Origin of the sequence: Sphingomonas sp. GCM10030256 (assembly GCF_042666415.1) — a bacterium.
Lineage (GTDB): Bacteria > Pseudomonadota > Alphaproteobacteria > Sphingomonadales > Sphingomonadaceae > Sphingomicrobium.
Map to the genome: position 1 here is coordinate 594,098 of NZ_JBHTDI010000001.1, position 20,581 is coordinate 614,678.

The window sequence follows — 20,581 nt, forward strand, 5'->3', positions numbered from 1 at the left end:
GGTCCCGCGGGGCGGGATCTCGGGCGTTCAACGGATCGTGGTCAGGGCTCGCCGCCAAGCCCCTTGAGCTTGGCCAACGCGGCAAAAGGCCCGGCCTGGTCCTCGCTCAGCACTCCTGCGTCACGCAGTGCTTCCTCCGCCTGGGGCGAGCGGGGATAAGGATCGAGGCTGAGCGCCAGCGTGTCCGCCAGCGCGCTGCCCAGGTCGATCGACGCGCCGTCATGGAACACCACGTCGCAATCCTCTTCGGAGAGTTCGATCTCCTCGTCGGGTTCGGTCTTCGGCTCGGGCATGAACAGGATTTCGAACGGCTCGTCGACGTGTGCCGGCACCGGCTCCCCGGTGGCGACGCAGCTTTGCTCCAGCACGCCCTTGATCCGCCCGCAGGCGCGCACCCGTTGCCCGTCCTCCCGGGCCAGTGCGACATGCGCTTCCAGCCGCTCGAGACTGGGCAGGCCAAGCCGGGCGGCGATGGCTGCCCGCTCCGCGTCGTCGGCGGACAGGTCCAATCGCTCCCCATCGCGGACGCGGTCCAGCGACAGCCGGTCGCTGAACGCGCTCACGGCAGGACCCCGCTCGCCAGCGCCTCGTCGGGCTGCGACTGCAGCGCTGCCCAGAAATCGCGCAGCCAGCGTTCGACGGTCTCGCCCGCCTGTTCGGATGGCAGGGATCCGCGGAACACGCTGCGGCCGACGACCTCCGCCCAGCTCTCCTCGCCTTTCATCACCCGGCGCCACGCTCCCACACGACCGCCCAACGCGCCGACCAGACCGCCGACCCGCTTGCTGACGACCGGGTCACCGACTCCCATCTGGCGCAGCTCGCCGGTCATGTCGTCGATGAAGCATTCGGACAGGCCAACTGACAACCGCCGCGCTTCGTCCTCTCCGCCTTCCAGCCGCAGGTCGACCAGCGCCAGCAGCGTGGTAAGAACGCAGAAGCGGCCCTCCACCGTGTCGGGAACCCCGGCCTCGCGGAACCAGCGCGGCTGGCGGGCGCGGGCGACCACCGCGTCGTAAAGCGGACGAGCGATGCTCGGCTCCGACCGGAACAGCCGCATCAGCGATCGCATCGTCATCCTCCGTTCAGTTGGCACGCGGCATCGCGCGCCCTTGCTGCCCTGTCGCTGTCCGCATATTGGGGGCGGGCAGGGTGACGCAAGGGCAGGCTCGACGGCCGGCCTGCAGGGAGTGGTTGAAGCAATGTCTGTTCGTCTCCGTGGGCTGACCGCCCTGGTCCTCGCAGGGTCGCTCCTCACCGGGTGCGCCGGGTTCAAGCAGAACCGCGGCTACATCATGGACAAGGAGCTTGCCGCCGCCGTCCAGCCGGGCGTCGACAACAAGGATTCGGTGACCAAGACGCTCGGGCGTCCGACCTTCACCGGCCAGTTTGACGAGAACGAGTGGTATTATGTTTCGCGCTCGACCAACACGCTCGCCTTCCGCAATCCGCGGGTGACGGACCAGACGGTGCTGCGCATCCGCTTCGACCAGGCCGGCAACGTCACCGCGGTGGACCGCACCGGCAAGGAACTGGTCGCGTCGATCGACCCCTACGGCAAGGAAACGCCGACTCTCGGGCGCAAGAAGAGCTTCTTCGACGAATTCTTCGGCAACATCGGCGTGATCAACAATGCTGGCGTCGGCGGGCAGCGGCAGCCGGGGCAGTAAGCTGCCCCAGGCACTCGCCGGGGCCCGGATATTCTTCTAGACGCACGGGCATGACCGCCACGCCCACCGGCATGACCTATGCCGATTACCTGCATCTCGACGAGCTTCTGCAGGCGCAGAAGCCGCTCAGTGATCTGCATGACGAGATGCTGTTCATCGTCATCCACCAGACCAAGGAGCTGTGGCTCAAGCAGATGCTGCACGAGGTCGCGCTGGCGATCTCGCTGATCGAAGCCGACAGTTTCGCGCCCGCCTACAAGGCGTTGTCGCGGGTCAGCCGGATCCAGTCGGTGATGACCCTGTCGTGGGACGTGCTCGCGACTCTGACGCCGGTGGATTACGGCAAGTTCCGCGATGTCCTGGGCACCTCGTCCGGCTTCCAGTCGGCGCAGTTCCGCGAACTCGAATACCGCCTCGGCATCCGCGACCCCCGCTTCCTCGACTATTACGAGGGCGGCAGCGAGGGTCACGAGCGATTGAAGCGCGCCCTCGCCGAGCCGAGCCTGTGGGACGTCGCCGACGCCGCGCGGCAACGCGCAGGAGCCCCGGACTGGCTGACCGTGTACCAGGATGCCGACCGCTGGTTCGAGCTGTACCAACTGGCCGAGAAGCTGGTCGACATGGACGATGCGCTGGCCGGGTGGCGGCACAAGCATGTGCTGACGGTTGAGCGGATCATCGGCAGCAAGACCGGGACCGGCGGTTCGGCCGGGGTGAAATATCTCGAATCGACGCTGACCAAGCGCGCCTTCCCCGAACTCTGGTCGCTCAGGACCGCGCTTTGAGCTTCAAGCCGCTGTTTTCGCGGTCGCTGGGCGCGGCGCCCGGACGGCTGCACATGGCGGCCCACAGCCACCACCTGTGGCCTGATGCCAGCTTCGACGGGCAGGTCGAATGCTGGACCGACGCGGCGCGGCTGGCCGACGCCAAGTGGGACCGGATCATGGGCGAGGTCTGGCCCGAGGCGCAGCGTCATGTCGCTGAAGAGCTCGGCACCGGCAGGTCGGACGCAATCGTCTTTGCGGGCAACACCCACGACTTCCTCGTCCGCCTCGCCGCCGCTTGCCCCCGCCGCGCGGGCCAGCCCTTGCGCATCCTCACCAGCGACGGCGAATTCCACAGCGCTCGCCGGCAGTTCGCCCGCTGGACCGAAAGCGGCGACATCGCGCTGGCCGTCGTCGCGACCGAGCCCTTCGCCGACTTTCAGCAGCGCTTCGTCCAGGCCGCGAGCACTGGCCGGTACGACCTGATCCTCGTAAGCCAGCTGTTGTTCGGCAGCGGACGCGTCTTCACCGCGCTGGAGCCGCTGGCGGCACTTGCCGACCCCACGGGACCATGGGTCGTGATCGACGGCTATCACAGCTTCATGGCCATCGACGGGCCGTTTGCGAAGACACTCGGAGAAAAGGCGTTCTTCCTGGCCGGCGGTTACAAATATGCCATGGCGGGGGAGGGCATGGGCCTGATGCACTGCCCGCCCGGCTTCGGCCAGCGCCCGCCGATCACCGGCTGGTACGCGGAATTCGCCGACCTCACCCTTGCGCCCGGAATGGTCGGCTATGCCAAGGATGCGATGCGGTTCATGGGTGCGACCTTCGACGCCTCGGCCCTCTACCGGTTCAACGCCGTCCGACGCATGCTGCAATCGCACGGCCTCACCACCACGACGATCAGCGAGCAGGTGGCGGCGCTTCATCGGCGGCTGCTGGAGGCGATTGCCGACACGCCGCTCGGACGCGCCGAGTTGCTGAACCCGCTCACCGGTGGTCCGCACGCCCGCTTTCTCGCCTTCCGCTCGCCGCAGGCACAGCGGTGGCAGGCCGAACTGATGACACACGGCTGCGTCACCGATGTTCGCGGCGACGTGCTGCGGGTCGGCCTCGGCCTTTACCATGACGCGGACGACGTGGACGCCTTTGCCGGGCTTGCCGCCCAGCTTGGGAACTAGCGCTTCGCCAGCCCGTCGCGGAGCAGCCGGTTGGCCGCTTGCGCCACCGCTGCGGGGTCAGCCGTGCCCAGCACGCCGAAGCGCAGCCCCAGGAAGACGTTCGCTCCCATCACCGCCCAGGCCTCGACCTCACGCGCCAGCTCATTGTCCGGCTTGCGCAGCTCACCCTTCTCCGCGCCCGCACTCAAGCGCTGGGTGATCCGTTCGGCGGTCTGCTCATAGTGACGGCGGTAGCCGTCGGGATCGACGAACTCCGCCTCGTCGATGATCCTGTAGACCTGCTTGTGCCCGGCAACGAAGTGCAGGAATGCCGCCAGCGCGCGCCGTTCGCCGTCCAGGGTTCCCTCCGCTCCCTCCAGCGCCGGCGCGACATGGTCGCGGACCTGGGCCGACATGTCGCTGACCAGCGCCCGGAACACCTCCTCCTTGCTGTCGAAGTAGGTGTAGAAGGTGCCCAGCGCGACCCGGGCCCTTTGGGTGATCCCGACGATCGAGGTTTCTGAAAAACCGCGCTCGCCGAACTCCACCAGGGCGGCGTCCAGGATCTTGCGGAGGGTCCGCTCGCCGCGGGCGGTACGGGGAGCCTTGCCGTCGCTCGCTGAGCTTGCCGCGTCGGCTGTGCCGGCCCCGGCCGAAGCGTTTTTCCGCCCGGCCGTCGGCTCTGGCTTCTTCCTGGCTGACACTAATTTTCCCCGCTGTCCCCTCTTCCTCTTTACAACGAGTTGAAAGGCGGTTCAACTTTCATTACGCAGTCACATACGCGGCGGGCCGGAAATCAGGCTGCGGCCGGGAGGGGGAGTAGTCGCATGCGTTTCCAGTCCATTATTCGCACATCCTTGTTCGGCTCGGTGGCGGCTGCGGCCCTGGCGGCGATGCCGGCCGTGGCTCAGGACGCCACTGCTCGGGCCACGACGCAGGAGCCGGGCTCTGCGGACGCCCAGACCGCGGCCGAACCAGCCGCTGCCAGTGATACGGACATCGTGGTCACCGCCCGGCGCCGCGAGGAAACCTTGCAGGACGTTCCGATCGCGGTCACCGCTTATTCCGGCGAGCAGCTTGAACGGCAGGGTTCGCTCGACATCACCGACATCGGCGACACGACTCCCAACGTCACGCTGGAGCCGTCCCGCGGGACCAACACCACGCTGACCGCCTTCATCCGCGGCGTCGGCCAGCAGGATCCAGTTGCCGGATTCGAACAGGGTGTCGGCATCTACCTGGACGACGTCTACCTCAACCGTCCGCAGGCGGCGGTGCTCGACATCTACGACGTGGAACGGGTCGAGGTGCTGCGCGGACCCCAGGGCACGCTTTACGGCCGCAACACCATTGGCGGCGCGATCAAATATGTGACCCGCCGGCTGTCGCGCGATTTCCACCTGCGCGCCAATGCCAATATCGGCACCTATGGCCAGCTGGACGGGATCCTCAGCGCCTCAACGCCCGTGACGGACACCCTGCGCGTTGGCGCGGCGGTGGCACGTCTCAGCCGCGACGGGTTCGGCAAGAACCTCACCACCGGCAAGGAAAACTACAATCGCGATATCTGGGCCGGCCGGGCGAGCGCGGAGTGGGAGCCGACCGACAACCTGCTGTTCCGCCTGTCAGGCGACTACACCCGCGACGACAGCAATCCGCGCGGCGGCCACCGGCTGATCGCCGGGCAGCTTAGCGGCGCGCCGGTGCTGGACGATGAATTCGACAGCCGCGGCGGCCTTCTCGAGCCCGAACAGAAGATCACGGCCGGCGGAATCGCGGCTCATATCGACGTGGGCCTGGCCGACGGCGTGACCGTTCGCTCCATCACCGGCTACCGCAAGGACAAGAGCGCGACCCCGATCGACTTCGACGCGCTGCCCGCGGAGGACGTCGACGTTCCGGCGATCTACAAGAACGAGCAGTTCAGCCAGGAGCTTCAGCTGCTGTTGAATCTCGGGCGCTTCAACGGCCTGGTTGGCGGCTACTTTCTCGATGCGAGCGCGGAGAACACGTTCGACGTGATCCTGAGCACGACCGGAGCCCTGATCGCCCAGCCGCGGTTCACCGCCTCCACCTTCGGCAATGTCGAGACAGAGACCTGGGCGCTGTTCGGCGACTTCAGCTACGAGATCACGCCGCAATTCTCGGTGTCGGTCGGCGGCCGCTACACCAGCGACCGGCGCGAGGCGCGGGTCATTCGCCGCAACCTGCGCGGCGGACCGCTGCCCGAACTCGGCGGAACCCCGGTCAACGGTGTCTTCAACGCGGTCACCAACCCGAGCGGGCGCCAGGTCGGCCCGCTGACCTCCGACTTCGAGGGCGACGAGACCTTCAAGGAGTTCACGCCCCGCGCCTCGGTGACGTTCCAGCCGAACGACGACAACACCCTTTACGCCAGCTGGTCGAAGGGCTTCAAAGGCGGCGGCTTCGACCCGCGCGGCCTGTCCACCGCAGCTCCCGACCTCAACGCCAACGGCATCCGCGAGGCGGACGAGATCTTCGACTATTTCCTGTTCGAGCCGGAAAAGGTCACCAGCTACGAACTCGGCTACAAGGCGGCGCTGTTCGACCGCCGCCTGCGCTTCGCGATCGCCGGCTTCCTCGCCGACTACAAGGACGTCCAGGTCCCCGGCTCGGTCGGCGCGGTGGTCAACGGCATCCCGACCTTTGTCGGCGTGACCACCAACGCCGGCAAGGCCAAGTTCAAGGGGATCGAGGTCGAGGCCAATGCCCTGCTGGCGCGCGATTTCGCCGGGACGAACTCGCGCCTCAACCTGTCCGGCACGCTCGGCTACCTGGACGCCAAGTACAAGGAGTTCGTCACCAACGTCGCCGCGTTCGACGCCAACGGCAATCCGGCCCCAGCCTCGCGGGCGCAGCCGATCGACGTGGCCGACTTCCGCCGCATCCAGAATACGCCGAAGTGGACCACCTCGGGGACGATCGACATGTCCGCTCCCCTGGGCAGCGGAATGCTGTCGGCCAACGCCACCGCCTCCTACCGCAGCAAGACCTTCCAGTTCGAAACGCCCAGCCCCTTTCTGGACCAGCCCGGCTACACCCTGTTCGACGCCAACCTCGTCTACAGCTTCGCCGAGCGTTTCCGGGTCGGGCTGCACGGCAAGAACCTGACGGACAAGCGCTACATCACCTCCGGCTATCAGTTCCTGACGGCCAACCCGGTGACCGGCCAGCCGATCCGCTCGGCCAGTCCGGTTTCGCCGGTGTTCGCCCAGCCCGGGATCGCACCGTCGCTCGGCCGCGAAGGGGTGGTCACCGCCTTTTACGGCAATCCGCGCCAGCTGTTCGTCTCCTTCGGCGTCGAGTTCTAGGTCGCGGGAGCGGCGCCGGCTGGTCTGGCGCCGCTCGGCCATTGCCGCTAGCCACGGGGCAGGGCCGCCAAGCTGAGGACGAGTGAATGCAGAACAATCCCGCGTCCGCTACCGCGCGCAACCCGAACGTCATCCTCGCCTTTCTGCTCGTCGCCTACATCTTCAACTTCCTGGATCGGCAGATCCTCGGCATCCTTGCCGGACCGATCATTGCCGATCTGAAGCTGACCGATGCCGAGTTCGGCGCGATCGGCGGCCTCGCCTTCGCCCTGCTCTACTCAGTGTTCGGCGTGCCGCTCTCCCTGCTGGCCGATCGCACCAGCCGGAGCCGGGTGATCGTAGGGTCGCTGGCGGTGTGGAGCGGGTTCACCGCGCTGTGCGGGACCGCGACCAGCTTCGGCCAACTGTTCCTCTACCGGCTTGGGGTCGGCGTCGGGGAGGCCGGCGGGGTAGCGCCGGCCTACGCCCTCATCGCCGACTACTTTCCTCCCGAACGCCGCGCCCGGGCGCTGGCCATCTTCTCGCTCGGTATCCCCCTCGGCCTCGCGGGCGGAACCTTGATCGGGGCCTACCTCGCCGCGTGGGTCGACTGGCGCGCCGCCTTCCTCGTCATGGGGGTCGCGGGACTGGTGCTTGCCCCTGTGATGTTGCTGTTCGTTCGCGACCGGCCGCGGGCGTCCGCCGGAGCGGAAGCCGTGCCCTTGTCCCGCGCCTTCTCGATCGTCGCGCGCAAGCCCACTTTCTGGCTGATGGCCTTCGCCGCTTCGTTCAGTTCGCTGGCCGGCTACGGGCTGGCGCTCTGGACGCCCACCGTGCTGGAGCGCAGCTTCGGCTTCAGCCTGATCGAGCGTGGCCAGTTCCTTGCCTCCATTTTCCTCATCGGCGGCACCGCCGGGGTGTTTGCCGGCGGCTGGCTGGCGGACCGGCTGGGGCAGGCGGACCGGCGCTGGTACGCCCGTCTCCCGGCGATCGCCTGGCTGATCACCGCGCCGATGTTCGTGTTCGGCCTGCTTGCCACGGATCCTTGGATCGCATGGCCGCTGCTGCTGATCCCCAACGCGCTCAACATCCTGTGGCTTGGGCCGGTTACTACAGCCGTGCAGCACTTGGTGCCGCAACCGATGCGCTCGACCGCTTCGGCCAGCTTCCTCCTGATCAACAATCTCATCGGCCTCGGAGTCGGGCCGACGCTGATCGGTGCCCTGTCGACCGCCTTCAAAGGCCGTTTCGGCGACGAAGCGCTGCGCTATGCGGCCGTCAGCGTGGTCGGGTTCTACCTTCTCGCCGCCTTGCTGATGCTGCTCGCGGTGCGCCGCTTGCGCCACGATTGGGTGGAAGACGAGCAAGCCTGAGCTCGTCCACGAGAGGGTCTTGCACTCGCCTTCGCGGGGCCGCACCGGAACGGCCCCGGTGCCGGATCGTTGGGAGCGGTTCGAAAAGGAGAGATCCATGAACAGATTCCTACTCGCCGCAGGTGCGGCCGCGCTGGCCATCGCCGCGCCCGGGCTCGCGCAGAAGGGCGACAAGGGCGGCGGTCATGGCGGTGGCCATGGCGGAGGCAAGGCGATGAAGGCCGAGCGCGGCGGCGGTGGCGGCAAGCAGATGGAGCGCGGTGGCGGGCAGCCGGCCAAGGCAGAGCGCCGTCAGGCCCGCGCCGATCGCGGACCGCAACGCAGCAAGGATCGCGAAGTGCGGGTTGCTCGCGGTCCCGACCGGGCCGATGACCGCGGCGGGGACCGGGTCAAGCCTGCCAAGGCACGCTCCGACCAGCGGGTCGCAAAGGCCCGCGATTGGGACGACGATCGCATCCGCTCGGTTCGTCAGGACCGGCGCGAGGACGTGCGCATCGTTCGCGACCGCGACGGCGACCAGTTCCGCCATGCGGCGAATGGCCGCGGGCTTACCAATGGCTGCCCGCCGGGCCTTGCCGCCAAGGGCAACGGCTGCCTGCCGCCCGGCCAGGCGAAGAAGCTGGTCGGCGCCGCCCTGCCCGCGGCGCTGTCCTCGGCCTTGCTGCCGAGCATGTACCGCAGCTGGTACCCCGACACTGACGACTATTACTATCGCAGCAGCGGCGGCTACCTGTACCGGGTGGACCGCGACGACAATCTGGTCGACGCGCTGCTGCCGCTGTACGACAACGAGGGTTATTATCCGGTCGGCCAGCCCTATCCGACCGATTACAACTTCTACAACGTGCCGGCGCAGTACAACGACTATTATGCCGACAACAACGACTGGCTGTATCGCTACGGCGACGGCGCCATCTACCAGGTCAACCGCTCGAACGGCTTGATCGACGGCATTGTTGCCTTGCTTGCCGGCGATCTTGGCGTCGGCAACCCGCTTCCCGCCGGCTACGACGTGTACAACGTGCCGCTCTCCTATCGGGACCGTTATGCCGACACCAACGACAGCTGGTATCGCTACAATGACGGCTACATCTACCAGGTCGATCCCAAGACCCGGATCATCCAGGCGGTGATCGAGGCGCTGGTTTGATCCTCACGAACTCGTCGCAACAGGAGGTGGCGGGCTGCCGGACGGCGGCCCGCCCGCAGGGAGGCAAGATGAAGACCACACATGTTCCGGGCGCCGCGGCGCTGGCGCTCGTGCTGCTGCTTGGCGCGTGCGGACAGCAAGGCGATGGCGGCAATGCCGCCGCCGCGCAGGCCAACGCTGCCGCCCCACAGCAAGCGGGCACGCTGGCCGACGCGATCAACGGGGAACGCAACGGCCAGTTCGCCCGCGCGCTCCAGGCCGCCGGCCTTGGCAAGACGCTGGAAGGCCCCGGGCCGTACACCGTGCTGGTCCCCACCGACCAGGCGTTCGCCAAGCTTCCCGCCGGCGCACTGGACGGGCTGATGAAGCCGGAATCCAAGACGCAGCTGACCGGCATGCTGACGTACCATATCCTGCCCGGCACCATGCTAGCCGCCGACATTTCCCGTGCGGTCGACGCGGGCCAAGGCAAGGCGATGCTGGCGACGATGAGCGGCGGCACGATCACTGCGGCTCGGGAGGGTGACAGACTTGTTCTGACCGACGGACGCGGCGGCAAGGCGGTCGTCACCACGCCCGACGAGCAGCGCAGCAACGGGGTCATCCACCGCGTCGACACGGTGCTGATGCCGGCCGCCGGCGGTAGCGAAACCGCGCCTCCGTCAGGCTGACGCGCTTTCCGCCCTGTTGCCTCTGGCACACTCCCTCCTCCTCGCTATAACGGCGTTCGGCCCGGCCGGTCCTCGGCGGGCGCAGGGGCAAAAGGGTACAAGCGGCGATGAAGGCGACGATTGAACGGGCAACCCTCCTCAAGAGCCTGAGCCACGTGCAGTCGGTGGTGGAGCGGCGCAACACCATTCCGATCCTGTCCAACGTGCTGATCGAGGCGCGTGAGGACGGCTCGATCCGGCTGATGGCGACCGACCTCGACCTGCAGGTCGATGAAAGCGTTCCCGCCAACGTCGCACAGCCCGGGGCGACCACCGTCTCCGCGCACACCTTTTTCGATATCGTCCGCAAGTTGCCCGAAGGCAGCCAGGTCGAGCTCGCCGCCGCGGACGGCAAGATGCAGGTCAATGCCGGTCGTGCCCGGTTCAACCTGTCGACCCTGCCGCGCGACGATTTCCCGGTGATCGCCGAAGGCGACCTGCCGACCCGCTTCGAGCTTCCGGCGGCAACGCTCCGCCAGATCGTCGACAAGACCCGCTTCGCCATCTCGTCGGAAGAAACCCGCTACTATCTGATGGGCATCTTCCTTCATGTCGCAGACGAGCAACTGAAGGCCGCGGCCACCGATGGCCACCGACTGGCGCGCGTTACCGTCGACAAGCCCGATGGCGCCGACGGCATGCCCGACGTCATCATTCCCAAGAAATGTGTCGCCGAGTTGCGCAAGCTGCTCGACGAGGTCGAGGGAACGGTCGAAGTGTCGCTGTCGCCGACCAAGGTCCGCTTCGTGCTCGGCCATGCGGTGCTGACCAGCAAGCTGATCGACGGCACCTTCCCCGACTACAACCGGGTCATCCCGGCCGCCAACGACAAGCTGCTCAAGCTCGACCCGAAGAGCTTCTCCGCCGGGGTCGACCGCGTCGCAACCATTGCCAGCGAGAAGACCCGCGCGGTCAAGATGGCGCTGGATCGCGACCGCGTGACCCTGTCAGTGACCAGCCCCGAGAGCGGCACTGCGACCGAGGAACTCGCCGCCGACTATGGCGCCGACGGGCTCGAGATCGGCTTCAACGCCCGCTACCTGCTAGACATCCTCGGCCAGATCGAAGGGGACAGCGTCGAGGTCCACCTCGCCGACGCCGCCGCCCCGACCCTTCTTCGGGAAAACGACAAGTCGAGCGCGCTTTACGTCCTCATGCCCATGCGGGTCTGATGCTGCTCGCCGCGTTGTTCCTGCTGGCCGCTGCGCCGGACGGGGCCCCGGCCAAGCCCGCGCAATCCGCCCAGGTCGAAGTGTCGGCCAAGGCGGTTGCCTTGTCCCGGCTGCTCAATCCTGAAGACAAGATGGCCGCGCTGGTCGTCCACGCGCTCGACACCGGCTTCCATACGGCGCTCCTTGCCGACACCGCCGAGGCGAAGGTGTTCGACCAGCATCCGGGCCTTGCCGAGGCGATCCTCAGCGCCGCCCGGCCGGTGATCTCCGCCCATGTGAGCAAGTCGTCGCCCAGGATGCTGCGCCGCTTCGCCGGCTTTTATGCCGGCCGGTTCACCTCCGACGAGCTGGACACACTGATCGCCTTTTACTCATCGCCGACCGGCGTGAAGATGATCGAGGGCATGTATTCCGGGGTCAATCTTTCGATCTTGGCGAACAAGCTCAATGACGATCCGGAGGCCAAGCTGGCGACCAGCGACGTGTCTGCGATCACCCGCTCGACGGTGCAGCGCATCTTTCCGGTCTTCAACGACAGCGACAAAGCCGCTTTGCTCACCTTCGCCCGGAAGCCGGTTTATCCCAAGCTGCAACGCGCGATTCCGGCCTTCCACAAGCTGGTCGCAGAGGTCGCGAACGAGCCGGATCCCGAGCTGGACTCCGCGATGAAAGCGACGGTCAAAAAGGCTGTGAAGGAATTCCTCGCCAAGGAAGGTCGATCCGCATCGGTCGGTTGACCCGCTGCCGGGCCGTCCGCTCGGGTGTTTTGCAGCCATGATCCTTGCCCGCCTGACCCTTACGGACTTCCGCAATTATTCCGAGATGACACTCGCTCCCGGCACCGGCTTCGTCTGCCTGTTCGGCGAAAATGGCGCGGGCAAGACCAATGTGCTGGAAGCCGTGTCGCTGCTGGCTCCGGGACGAGGGCTTCGCGGGGCACCGCTTGGCGAGATGGCGCGCAGCGATGGGCCCGGCGGGTTCAGCCTCAACGCTATCCTGAACGGCGCCGGCAGTATTGGGACCGGAACGCTCGCCACTGCGCCAGAGCGGCGGCAGGTGCGGATCAACGGCGCGCCCGCGTCCGTCAACGCGCTTGGCGAATGGCTGAGCATTCTGTGGCTCACCCCGGCGATGGACCGGCTGTTCAGCGGCTCGGCGGGCGACCGGCGGCGGTTCCTCGATCGGCTGGTGCTGGCGCTGGAGCCGGGCCATGCGCACCACGCCTCGCGCTACGAGGCGGCCATGCGCGCCCGCAACAAGTTGCTGGCCGAGCCGGACTCTGCGGATCCGGCCTGGCTGGCGGCGCTGGAAGCCGGGATGGCAGAGCACGGCGCCGCGGTCGCCGGAGCCCGGGCCCGGACGGTGGAAGCGTTGGAGCAGCGGCTTGCCGGAGCGCCCGAGGACAGCTTCGCGCGTGCTGGCATTGCCCTTGAAGGCTGGGCCGCAGGCGATCTCGCGGCGGCCCTTCGTGCCAGCCGCGGCCGCGATGCGGCGGCTGGTCGCGCTACCGAAGGGCCTCATCGCCAGGACCTCGCCGTCACTCACCGGGCGAAGGGGCAACCGGCCGCGCGCAGCTCCACCGGCGAGCAGAAGGCGCTGCTGCTCGGCCTCGTACTCGCCCATGCCGAGCTGGTTGCCGAGCGCCGCGGCGCCGCGCCGATCCTTCTCCTCGACGAGGTCGCCGCCCACCTCGACCCCGCCCGCCGTGCCGCCCTGTTCGCGCGCCTGGAAGGCCGCGGGCAGGTGTGGATGACGGCTACGGAAGCGGCGCTGTTCGACGGGATCGCCCAGGCGAGCCGCTTCCACGTCGAGTCAGGTTCCGCGCACCCTGCCTGAGCCGAGGTGGACATTTCCGCCGATGGCCCTATATCGCACCGCAGCGAGACGCATATTCAAGCGGCGTGATCGGTCCTGAACGACCGGCCCGTGTCTCGGTTATCCCTTGAAGTTCTCCACATCACGCGGGGGCACTTTCACCCGTCTTCCGGGCGCGATCCGTCGTGTCCGGACGCGTTTTGTCTGGAACACCATGTCTTTTGAAACTCTCGGGCTGTCCAAGCCCCTGCTCGATGCGCTTGCGTCGAAAAACTACACCACGCCCACGCCGATCCAGGCGCAGGCAATCCCGACCGTCCTGACCGGGCGCGACCTTCTGGGAATCGCGCAGACCGGCACCGGCAAGACCGCCGCCTTCATGCTGCCCTCGCTGCAGCGGCTGGCTGCGGCAAACCGCATTCCCAAGCCGCAGCAGGTTCGCATGCTGGTGCTCGCCCCGACGCGCGAGCTGGCCTCGCAGATCGCCGCCAGCGCCCAGGCCTACGGCAAGGGCCTGCGCACCAGTGTCGACGTGATCTTCGGCGGCACCGCGCCGATGAAGAGCGTGCGCGCCGTCGCCCGCGGCCTCGACGTGCTTGTCGCCACCCCCGGCCGCCTGCTCGACCTGGTCGACCAGCGCGCCGTCAACCTGCGCGAGCTGGAGATCCTGGTTCTCGACGAGGCCGACCAGATGCTCGACCTCGGCTTCATCCATGCGCTGAAGCGCATCGTCAGCATCGTTCCCAAGCAGCGCCAGACACTGTTCTTCTCGGCCACCATGCCCAAGGCGATCAAGACGCTGGCCGACCAGTATCTGACGGACCCGGCCGAAGTGTCGGTGGCTCCGGTGTCGAGCACCGCCGAGCGGGTCGAGCAGCACGTCACCTTCGTCAACGGCGGTGAGAAGACGGCGCTGCTGACCATGTTCTTCCAGAACACGAAGATCGACCGCGCACTGGTGTTCAGCCGGACCAAGCACGGCGCCGACAAGGTCGTCCGCTTCCTTGAGGCGGGCGGGATCAAGGCCAACGCCATCCACGGCAACAAGAGCCAGCCGCAGCGCGAAAAAGCGCTGGCCGCGTTCCGCTCGGGCGAAGTCCCGGTGCTGGTGGCGACCGACATCGCGGCGCGCGGGATCGACATCCCGGGCGTCAGCCATGTCATCAACTTCGACCTGCCCAACGTGTCGGAGCAATATGTCCACCGCATCGGCCGCACCGCGCGTGCCGGCGCCGACGGCATCGCGATTGCTTACTGTGCCGATGACGAAAAGGCGTATCTGCGCGACATCGAGAAGCTGACCCGGCAGAAGCTGAACGTCCAGCCGCTGCCCGAAGGCTTCATCGCCGCCGCTGCCGCGATGAAGAAGCTCAAGGTTGAGCCGCGCCGCGCTCCGCAGCCCAATCAGCGCAATCGCCGCAATGAATCAGGCGCGCGCGGCCACGCCCGCGATCCGCAGCGCATGGGCCTGCCGCCAGTCCGCGATCCGCGTGCAGACATGCCGCAGGTGGAGGAGCGTCCCCGCGGCGACGGCCGCCGCCGTCCGGCGCATCCCTCGCTCCGCACCGGCGAGCGTGCGCCGCAGCGGGCCGATCATGCCCACGCCCGGCCTGCGACCAGCCACGGCCGTCCCGCACAACCGGGCTCCCGCCCTCAGAACGGCGCTCAGCGTCCGGCCGGCGCCGGTGCCGCCCGCCCACAGGGGCAGGGTCGCCCGCAGGGCCAGGGTCGCCCGGGCGGCAACCGTGGCGGCGGTGGCCGCGCTCCGGGCAATCGCTTCTCCGCATAGTTGATCGAGGGGCTCGTCGCACTCGCGGCGGGCCTCTCGCGTACGCGCGCACGCGTCATGCGTGCCGCGCGCGTCATGCGTGCCGCGCGCGTCGCGCGTGACTTCGGTGGCGGTCTCGCTATACCCTCCGCATGGCAGAAGATCCCAACCAGAACGCATATGGCGCTGACAGCATCAAGGTCCTGAAAGGGCTCGATGCGGTACGCAAGCGGCCCGGCATGTACATCGGCGATACCGACGATGGCTCCGGGCTCCACCACATGGTGTTCGAGGTTTCCGACAATGCGATCGACGAAGCGCTCGCCGGGCATTGCGACCGCATCCTGATCCAGCTCAATCCCGACGGCTCGGTCACGGTCGAGGATAACGGCCGCGGCATTCCAACCGGCATCCATGCCGAGGAAGGCGTCAGCGCGGCGGAGGTCATCATGACCCAGCTGCACGCCGGGGGTAAGTTCGAGAACACGTCCGACGACAATGCCTACAAGGTCTCCGGCGGCCTGCACGGCGTCGGCGTCTCGGTGGTCAACGCGCTCAGCGAATGGCTGGAGCTGACCATCTGGCGCGACGGGGAGGAGCATTGGATGCGCTTCCGCCACGGCGACGCCGAAGCGCCGCTCAAGCAGACCGGCCCGGCACCCGAAGGCAAGAAGGGCACCCGGGTCACCTTCCTGCCCTCACCCGACACGTTCAAGATTGTCGAGTTCGACTTCGAAAAGCTCGAGCACCGCTATCGCGAGCTGGCGTTCCTCAACTCGGGCGTGCGGCTGGTGCTGGCCGATGCGCGCCACGAGGAGCGCAAGGAGATCGAGCTGTTCTACGAGGGCGGGATCGCCGCTTTCGTCAAATACCTCGACCGCGCCAAGACTCCGCTGTTCCCCGAACCGATCGCCATCTCGGCGGTGCGCGACGGCATCGGCATCGACGTCGCGCTGGAGTGGAACGACAGTTATTACGAGAACGTCCTGCCGTTCACCAACAACATCCCGCAACGCGATGGCGGCACCCACATGGCCGCCTTCCGCGCGGCCCTGACCCGCACAGTCAATGGCTATGCCGAGAAATCGGGCATGCTGAAGAAGGAAAAGGTCAGCCTCACCGGCGACGACATGCGCGAGGGTCTGACGGCGATCGTCTCGGTCAAGCTGCCCGATCCCAAGTTCAGCAGCCAGACCAAGGACAAGCTCGTCTCTTCCGAGGTGCGCCAGCCGCTCGAAGCCTTGATGAGCGACAAGATGACCGAGTGGCTGGAGGAGAATCCCGCCAACGCCCGCGCCATCATCCAGAAGATCATCGACGCCGCCGCCGCCCGCGAAGCTGCGAAGCGGGCGCGCGAGCTGACCCGGCGCAAGGGCGTGATGGACATCGCCTCGCTGCCCGGCAAGCTCGCCGACTGCCAGGAGCGCGACCCCGCGCTGTCCGAACTGTTCCTGGTCGAGGGAGACTCGGCCGGCGGCTCCGCCAAGCAGGGCCGCGACCGCAAGTTCCAGGCGATCCTTCCGCTGCGCGGCAAGATCCTCAACGTCGAGCGCGCCCGCTTCGACCGGATGCTGTCGAGCCGCGAGATTGGCACCATCATCCAGGCGCTCGGCACTGGCATCGGCCGCGAGGAGTTCAACAGCGACAAGCTGCGCTATCACAAGATCGTCATCATGACCGACGCCGACGTGGACGGCGCCCACATCCGCACTTTGCTGCTGACCTTCTTCTACCGGCAGATGCCGGAGCTGATCGAGCGTGGCCACCTCTTCATCGCCCAGCCGCCGCTCTACAAGGTCGCCCGCGGCCGGTCGGAAGTCTACCTGAAGGACGATGCCGCCCTGGACGAATATCTGGTCGACGCCGGGCTGGACGGGCTCCAGCTGGAAACCGCCGGCGACCTCCGCCAGGGCAAGGACCTGCGCGCGCTGGTCGACCATGCGCGGCGCGTCCGGACACTGATGCGCTATGCGCCCAAGAAATATGATCCGACGCTGATCGAGGCACTGGCGCTGAGCGGCGCCCTCGACCCGAACCTGCCCGTGGATGGCCGTCGGGCGGCGATCGAAAAGGTCGCCGCGTGGCAGGGCCTTGGCGACCCGGAAGCGGTCTGGTCGGGCGAGATTGCGGCCGAGGGCGGCTATCTGCTCCGCCGGCTGTGGCGCGGGGTGACCGACGTGACCATCGTCGAGCCGACCTTCATCGCCTCGGCGGAGGCGCGCAAGCTCCACACGCTCGCCGCCGAACAGGCCGAGGTCTACGCCCAACCCTCCACGCTGCGCGCGATGAGGAAGGGCACGCCGGCGACCGCACCCCAGGATCCGACGGTCGGACCTGGCGAAGGTGAGGAAGCGGTCGAACAGGCGGAAGCCGACACAAAGGGCAAGCCGACGGCGATCACCCGCCCCAGCGAACTGCTCGACGCGGTGCTCGCCGCCGGCCGCAAGGGCCTCAGCATCCAGCGCTACAAGGGGCTGGGCGAGATGAACGCCGACCAATTGTGGGAAACCACCCTCGACCCGTCCAACCGCTCGCTCCTGCGGGTGGAAACCGGCCAGGCCGACATCGCCGACGAAATCTTCTCCCGCCTGATGGGAGAAGTCGTCGAACCCCGCCGCGAGTTCATCCAGGAAAATGCCTTGAGCGTGGCGAACTTGGATGTCTGAGGACGGACGCGTGGTTCTGGTCTTCGCCTAACCCGTGAGGGGCGGCAGCCCGTGCCGCCCCTGCCGGTCGATCAGCCGCGGAGAAACGCGGTCAGCTCTTCCTTCGATATCGAGCCGTTCTTGTTGGCGTCGGCCTTGGTGAAGGCGGAGCGCAGGTACGCCTTGGTTGGCTTCTCCTTGCTGGCCGCCGTCTGCAGGTCGGTCAGCCAGAGATCGAGCTCCGCGCGGCTGAGCTTGTCGTCGGTGTTGGCGTCATACTTGGCCCAGTCGGCCGATACAGTCGCCGCCGCAGCGTCGGCCTTGTCCGTCGCCGCCTCAGTCGTGCCGGTCTTCGCCGGCGGAGTCGTGGCTGCAGGCGAAGTGGTGGCTGGAGGGTTGGCGCCTGGCTGATCGGCTGGCGGCATCGTCGTGGACGTGTCCGGCGGCGTCCCAGGATCGGCGGGCGGCGGCGGAACGGCCGTGTCGGGCGGACCGGCGGGCGGGGTGGTTTGCGCAAAGGCCGGTGCGGCAACGACCATCAGCGCCGCCAGGATAGCCTTGTTCATGAGCAGTCTCCTTGTCCGGTTACTCTTTTTCGGCTGATGCAGACTGGCCCCGGCGACTAAACGCAGGGCGACGCGCAAGGTTGTCGCCTTCGCCGCCCTTTCGGCACGACCGACCGGTATGGCCACAGCTTGCCAGTGCGGGGTCTCCTCCGCCACAGCGGGGCCGATGCCCTGCCGTTGCTTCTCCACTCGGGAACCCCTGCGACCACCTCGGGTTAGCCAGCCGTGACCTCCCGCCCGATCACCATCGCCTCCTACAACATGCGCAAGGCGGTCGGCACGGACCGGCGGCGCAATCCGCAGCGCGTGCTCGACGTCTTGTGTGAGGTCGATGCCGACGTGGTGGCGCTTCAGGAAGCCGATCGGCGGACCGGTGGGCGGGCCTCCGCGGTCCCCCACGAACTGATCAACACCCATGGCCGCTACAAGCCGGTGCCGGTGGGCGTGAAGAACCGCCGCCTTCTCGACCGCATGCCCAGGGTCGGCGCCCGCGTCGACGAATTGCTCAAGGTCGATACGCGCAACATCGGCTGGCACGGCAACGCCATCCTGGTGAAGCCGCATGTCGGGGTCCTCGATGTTGCCGCGCTGGAGCTGCCGACGCTGGAGCCGCGCGGCGCGGTGCTGGCCGAGCTTCTGATCGACGATCGCCCGCTGAGGGTCATCGGCCTCCATCTTGACCTGTCCGGTCTGTGGCGGCGGCGGCAGATGCGGGCGATCATCGATGCGATCGCCGGGCGCCGTCAGGAGATGCCGACGGTGCTGATGGGCGATACCAACGAATGGCGCACCGCCGCCGGCTGCCTCACGGACCTGGACGGCCAGTTCCGGATTGCTCCGACGGGTGCCAGCTTCCACTCGCGCCGGCCGGTCGCGCCGCTCGACCGGATCATCGTCGACAAGTCGCTCAAGATCGAAGCCGCGGGGGTGCACCATAGCGAAGCGGCGCGGATGGCCAGCGACCATCTGCCGGTATGGGCGCGGGTGAGCTTGTAAGGCCTTAGTCTTTCACCGTGAGCGGAGCGGCTAACCCGCCTTGCCCGAAATGGCCCGCTGCCGGCGCCGCTGGATAGACGAGCCAATCCCCATCGCCTCGCGATATTTCGCAACCGTCCGGCGGGCTAGGTCGAAGCCTTGCGCTTTCAGCAGATCCACCAGCGTATCGTCGCTGAGGATCTCGGTTTCCGCCCCGATCAGCTTGCCGATCGCGGCCTTGACCGCTTCGGCCGACGCCCCTTCGCCCCCTTGCGAGGCGACGCCCGACGAAAAGAAATATTTCAGCTCGAACAGCCCGCGGTCGCACAGCAGATATTTGTTGCTGGTCACCCGGCTGACGGTGGACTCATGCATTTCGATCGCTTCGGCGACCTTGGCCAAGGTCAGCGGCTTCAGTGCCCGCACGCCGTCGCGGAAGAAGCCCTCCTGCTGCTTGACGATCTCCGTCGCCACCCGCGTGATCGTTCGCGCCCGCTGGTCGAGGGCGCGCACCAGCCAGGACGCGCTTTGCAGGCACTCGCCCAGCCACGCGCGGCCTTCCTTCGACTGCGGAGCGGCCTTGAGTTCGGCATGGTAGCGGCGGTTGACCAGCACCCGCGGCAGGTTGGCGCTGTTCAGCTCCACCACCCAGCCGTCGCGGGTGCGCCTGACGAACAGGTCCGGCTCGGGCGCGGTCTGCGGCTCCGGGGCAAAGCGGCAGCCGGGCTTCGGGTCATAGGCGCGAAGCTCGCGGATCATGTCGGCAAGGTCTTCGTCGTCGACCCCGCAAATCCGCTTCAGCGCCGCCGTCTGCCCACGGCCCAGCAGTTCGAGATTGTCGATCAGCCGCGCCATTGCCGGATCGTAGCGGTCGGCTGCCCGCGCCTGCAGGGCAAGGCATTCGGCCAGGTTGCGCGCGCCCACCCCGGGCGGATCGAGCGACTGCACCAGCGCCAGACCCGCCTGCGCCTCCTTGAGGCCGATTTCCAGCGCCGAGGCCACGTCCGTCAGCGGGGTCGTGAGATAACCGGTCTCCTCCAGCTCATGGACGATCGCCTCCGCCGCCCGACCTTCCGCCCCGCCGGCACCGCGCAGCTGGTCCATGAGATGCTCGCACAAACCGGATTCGGCCACCGCCAGCCGGTCGAAGTCGAACCCGTCCTCGCTCGCACCGCCAACTTCATAGCTGCTGTCGGTCTCCAGCGCTGACTCCTGCCAGTCGCTGTCGAGCGCCTCCTCGCCGTGGCTGGCAAGCTCGTCCGACCCTCGCGGCTCCGGTGCATCCTCGCCGGTCTCCCGGTCCGGCGTGACCACCACAGTCTCGCCGCTCTCGCCCGTGCCGGCCTCCAGCAGCGGGTTCTTGGCCACTTCCTCGGCGATGAACGCCTCGATCTCGACATTGCTGAGGGCCAGCAGCTTGATCGCCTGGGTCAGCTGCGGGGTCATCACCAGCGATTGCGACTGGCGGAGGTAAAGGCCCGGACCCAGTCCCACGCTGC

The 20,581-nt window shown here is 67.6% G+C and carries 18 protein-coding genes; 13 read left to right on the forward strand and 5 right to left on the reverse strand.

Annotation, left to right across the window (positions count from 1 at the left end):
• Positions 1-41: 41 nt before the first annotated feature.
• Positions 42-563 carry a YceD family protein gene (locus tag ACFQPG_RS02810; protein ID WP_380810097.1) on the reverse strand — a complete coding sequence of 174 codons (522 nt, stop codon included), beginning with the start codon at positions 561-563 and terminating at the stop codon, positions 42-44.
• Positions 560-1,072, reverse strand: coding sequence for a ubiquinol-cytochrome C chaperone family protein (locus ACFQPG_RS02815; RefSeq protein ID WP_380810099.1), 513 nt, complete (start codon positions 1,070-1,072; stop codon positions 560-562). The genes ACFQPG_RS02810 and ACFQPG_RS02815 overlap by 4 nt, the downstream gene beginning before the upstream one ends.
• Before the next feature lie 130 nt (positions 1,073-1,202).
• On the opposite strand from ACFQPG_RS02815, the gene ACFQPG_RS02820 reads away from it, so the two are divergent.
• From ACFQPG_RS02820 to ACFQPG_RS02830, 3 genes are read left to right on the forward strand one after another with little or no spacing between them, the layout of a single operon-like run.
• Positions 1,203-1,670 (forward strand): outer membrane protein assembly factor BamE, encoded by a 468-nt coding sequence (locus ACFQPG_RS02820; protein WP_380810101.1) that lies wholly within the window; start codon positions 1,203-1,205, stop codon positions 1,668-1,670.
• Positions 1,671-1,720: 50 nt separating this feature from the next.
• The gene (locus ACFQPG_RS02825) at positions 1,721-2,455 is read left to right on the forward strand and encodes a tryptophan 2,3-dioxygenase (RefSeq protein WP_380810103.1); all 735 of its coding nucleotides are present in this window, start codon (positions 1,721-1,723) and stop codon (positions 2,453-2,455) included.
• The gene (locus ACFQPG_RS02830) at positions 2,452-3,618 is read left to right on the forward strand and encodes a class V aminotransferase (RefSeq protein ID WP_380810105.1); all 1,167 of its coding nucleotides are present in this window, start codon (positions 2,452-2,454) and stop codon (positions 3,616-3,618) included. The genes ACFQPG_RS02825 and ACFQPG_RS02830 overlap by 4 nt, the downstream gene beginning before the upstream one ends.
• Here ACFQPG_RS02830 and ACFQPG_RS02835 read toward each other — a convergent pair.
• A complete protein-coding gene (locus ACFQPG_RS02835) occupies positions 3,615-4,301 on the reverse strand; it encodes a TetR/AcrR family transcriptional regulator (protein ID WP_380810107.1) in 687 nt (228 codons plus the stop codon). The genes ACFQPG_RS02830 and ACFQPG_RS02835 overlap by 4 nt on opposite strands.
• Positions 4,302-4,424: 123 nt before the next feature.
• On the opposite strand from ACFQPG_RS02835, the gene ACFQPG_RS02840 reads away from it, so the two are divergent.
• The 9 genes from ACFQPG_RS02840 to gyrB all read left to right on the forward strand — a co-directional run bounded on the left by ACFQPG_RS02840 (position 4,425) and on the right by gyrB (position 17,562).
• Positions 4,425-6,929 (forward strand): TonB-dependent receptor, encoded by a 2,505-nt coding sequence (locus ACFQPG_RS02840; protein WP_380810108.1) that lies wholly within the window; start codon positions 4,425-4,427, stop codon positions 6,927-6,929.
• Positions 6,930-7,015: 86 nt separating this feature from the next.
• Positions 7,016-8,281: a spinster family MFS transporter gene (locus tag ACFQPG_RS02845; protein ID WP_380810110.1), complete on the forward strand. Its 1,266-nt coding sequence runs from the start codon at positions 7,016-7,018 to the stop codon at positions 8,279-8,281.
• 97 nt (positions 8,282-8,378) lie between these two features.
• Positions 8,379-9,431, forward strand: coding sequence for a hypothetical protein (locus ACFQPG_RS02850; RefSeq protein ID WP_380810112.1), 1,053 nt, complete (start codon positions 8,379-8,381; stop codon positions 9,429-9,431).
• A gap of 68 nt (positions 9,432-9,499) precedes the next feature.
• Positions 9,500-10,102: a fasciclin domain-containing protein gene (locus ACFQPG_RS02855; protein WP_380810114.1), complete on the forward strand. Its 603-nt coding sequence runs from the start codon at positions 9,500-9,502 to the stop codon at positions 10,100-10,102.
• 107 nt (positions 10,103-10,209) lie between these two features.
• Positions 10,210-11,313, forward strand: a complete 1,104-nt coding sequence (dnaN, locus tag ACFQPG_RS02860; RefSeq protein ID WP_380810116.1) for a DNA polymerase III subunit beta — start codon at positions 10,210-10,212, stop codon at positions 11,311-11,313.
• On the forward strand, positions 11,313-12,050 hold the full coding sequence (locus ACFQPG_RS02865) for a DUF2059 domain-containing protein (protein WP_380810118.1): 738 nt from the start codon (positions 11,313-11,315) through the stop codon (positions 12,048-12,050). The genes dnaN and ACFQPG_RS02865 overlap by 1 nt, the downstream gene beginning before the upstream one ends.
• Positions 12,051-12,087: 37 nt before the next feature.
• Positions 12,088-13,149 carry a DNA replication/repair protein RecF gene (gene recF, locus ACFQPG_RS02870; RefSeq protein WP_380810120.1) on the forward strand — a complete coding sequence of 354 codons (1,062 nt, stop codon included), beginning with the start codon at positions 12,088-12,090 and terminating at the stop codon, positions 13,147-13,149.
• A gap of 193 nt (positions 13,150-13,342) precedes the next feature.
• On the forward strand, positions 13,343-14,917 hold the full coding sequence (locus ACFQPG_RS02875) for a DEAD/DEAH box helicase (RefSeq protein WP_380810122.1): 1,575 nt from the start codon (positions 13,343-13,345) through the stop codon (positions 14,915-14,917).
• A gap of 131 nt (positions 14,918-15,048) precedes the next feature.
• Positions 15,049-17,562, forward strand: coding sequence for a DNA topoisomerase (ATP-hydrolyzing) subunit B (gene gyrB / locus ACFQPG_RS02880; RefSeq protein WP_380810123.1), 2,514 nt, complete (start codon positions 15,049-15,051; stop codon positions 17,560-17,562).
• Between the two features lie 71 nt (positions 17,563-17,633).
• Here gyrB and ACFQPG_RS02885 read toward each other — a convergent pair whose 3' ends face one another.
• Positions 17,634-18,107 carry an EF-hand domain-containing protein gene (locus ACFQPG_RS02885; protein WP_380810125.1) on the reverse strand — a complete coding sequence of 158 codons (474 nt, stop codon included), beginning with the start codon at positions 18,105-18,107 and terminating at the stop codon, positions 17,634-17,636.
• Positions 18,108-18,332: 225 nt separating this feature from the next.
• Here ACFQPG_RS02885 and ACFQPG_RS02890 point away from each other — a divergent pair, with 225 nt between their 5' ends.
• Positions 18,333-19,103: an endonuclease/exonuclease/phosphatase family protein gene (locus ACFQPG_RS02890; protein ID WP_380810127.1), complete on the forward strand. Its 771-nt coding sequence runs from the start codon at positions 18,333-18,335 to the stop codon at positions 19,101-19,103.
• Between the two features lie 30 nt (positions 19,104-19,133).
• Here the strand turns inward: ACFQPG_RS02890 and rpoN are convergent, their stop codons facing one another.
• A complete protein-coding gene (gene rpoN, locus ACFQPG_RS02895) occupies positions 19,134-20,576 on the reverse strand; it encodes an RNA polymerase factor sigma-54 (RefSeq protein ID WP_380810129.1) in 1,443 nt (480 codons plus the stop codon).
• Positions 20,577-20,581 lie beyond the last annotated feature (5 nt).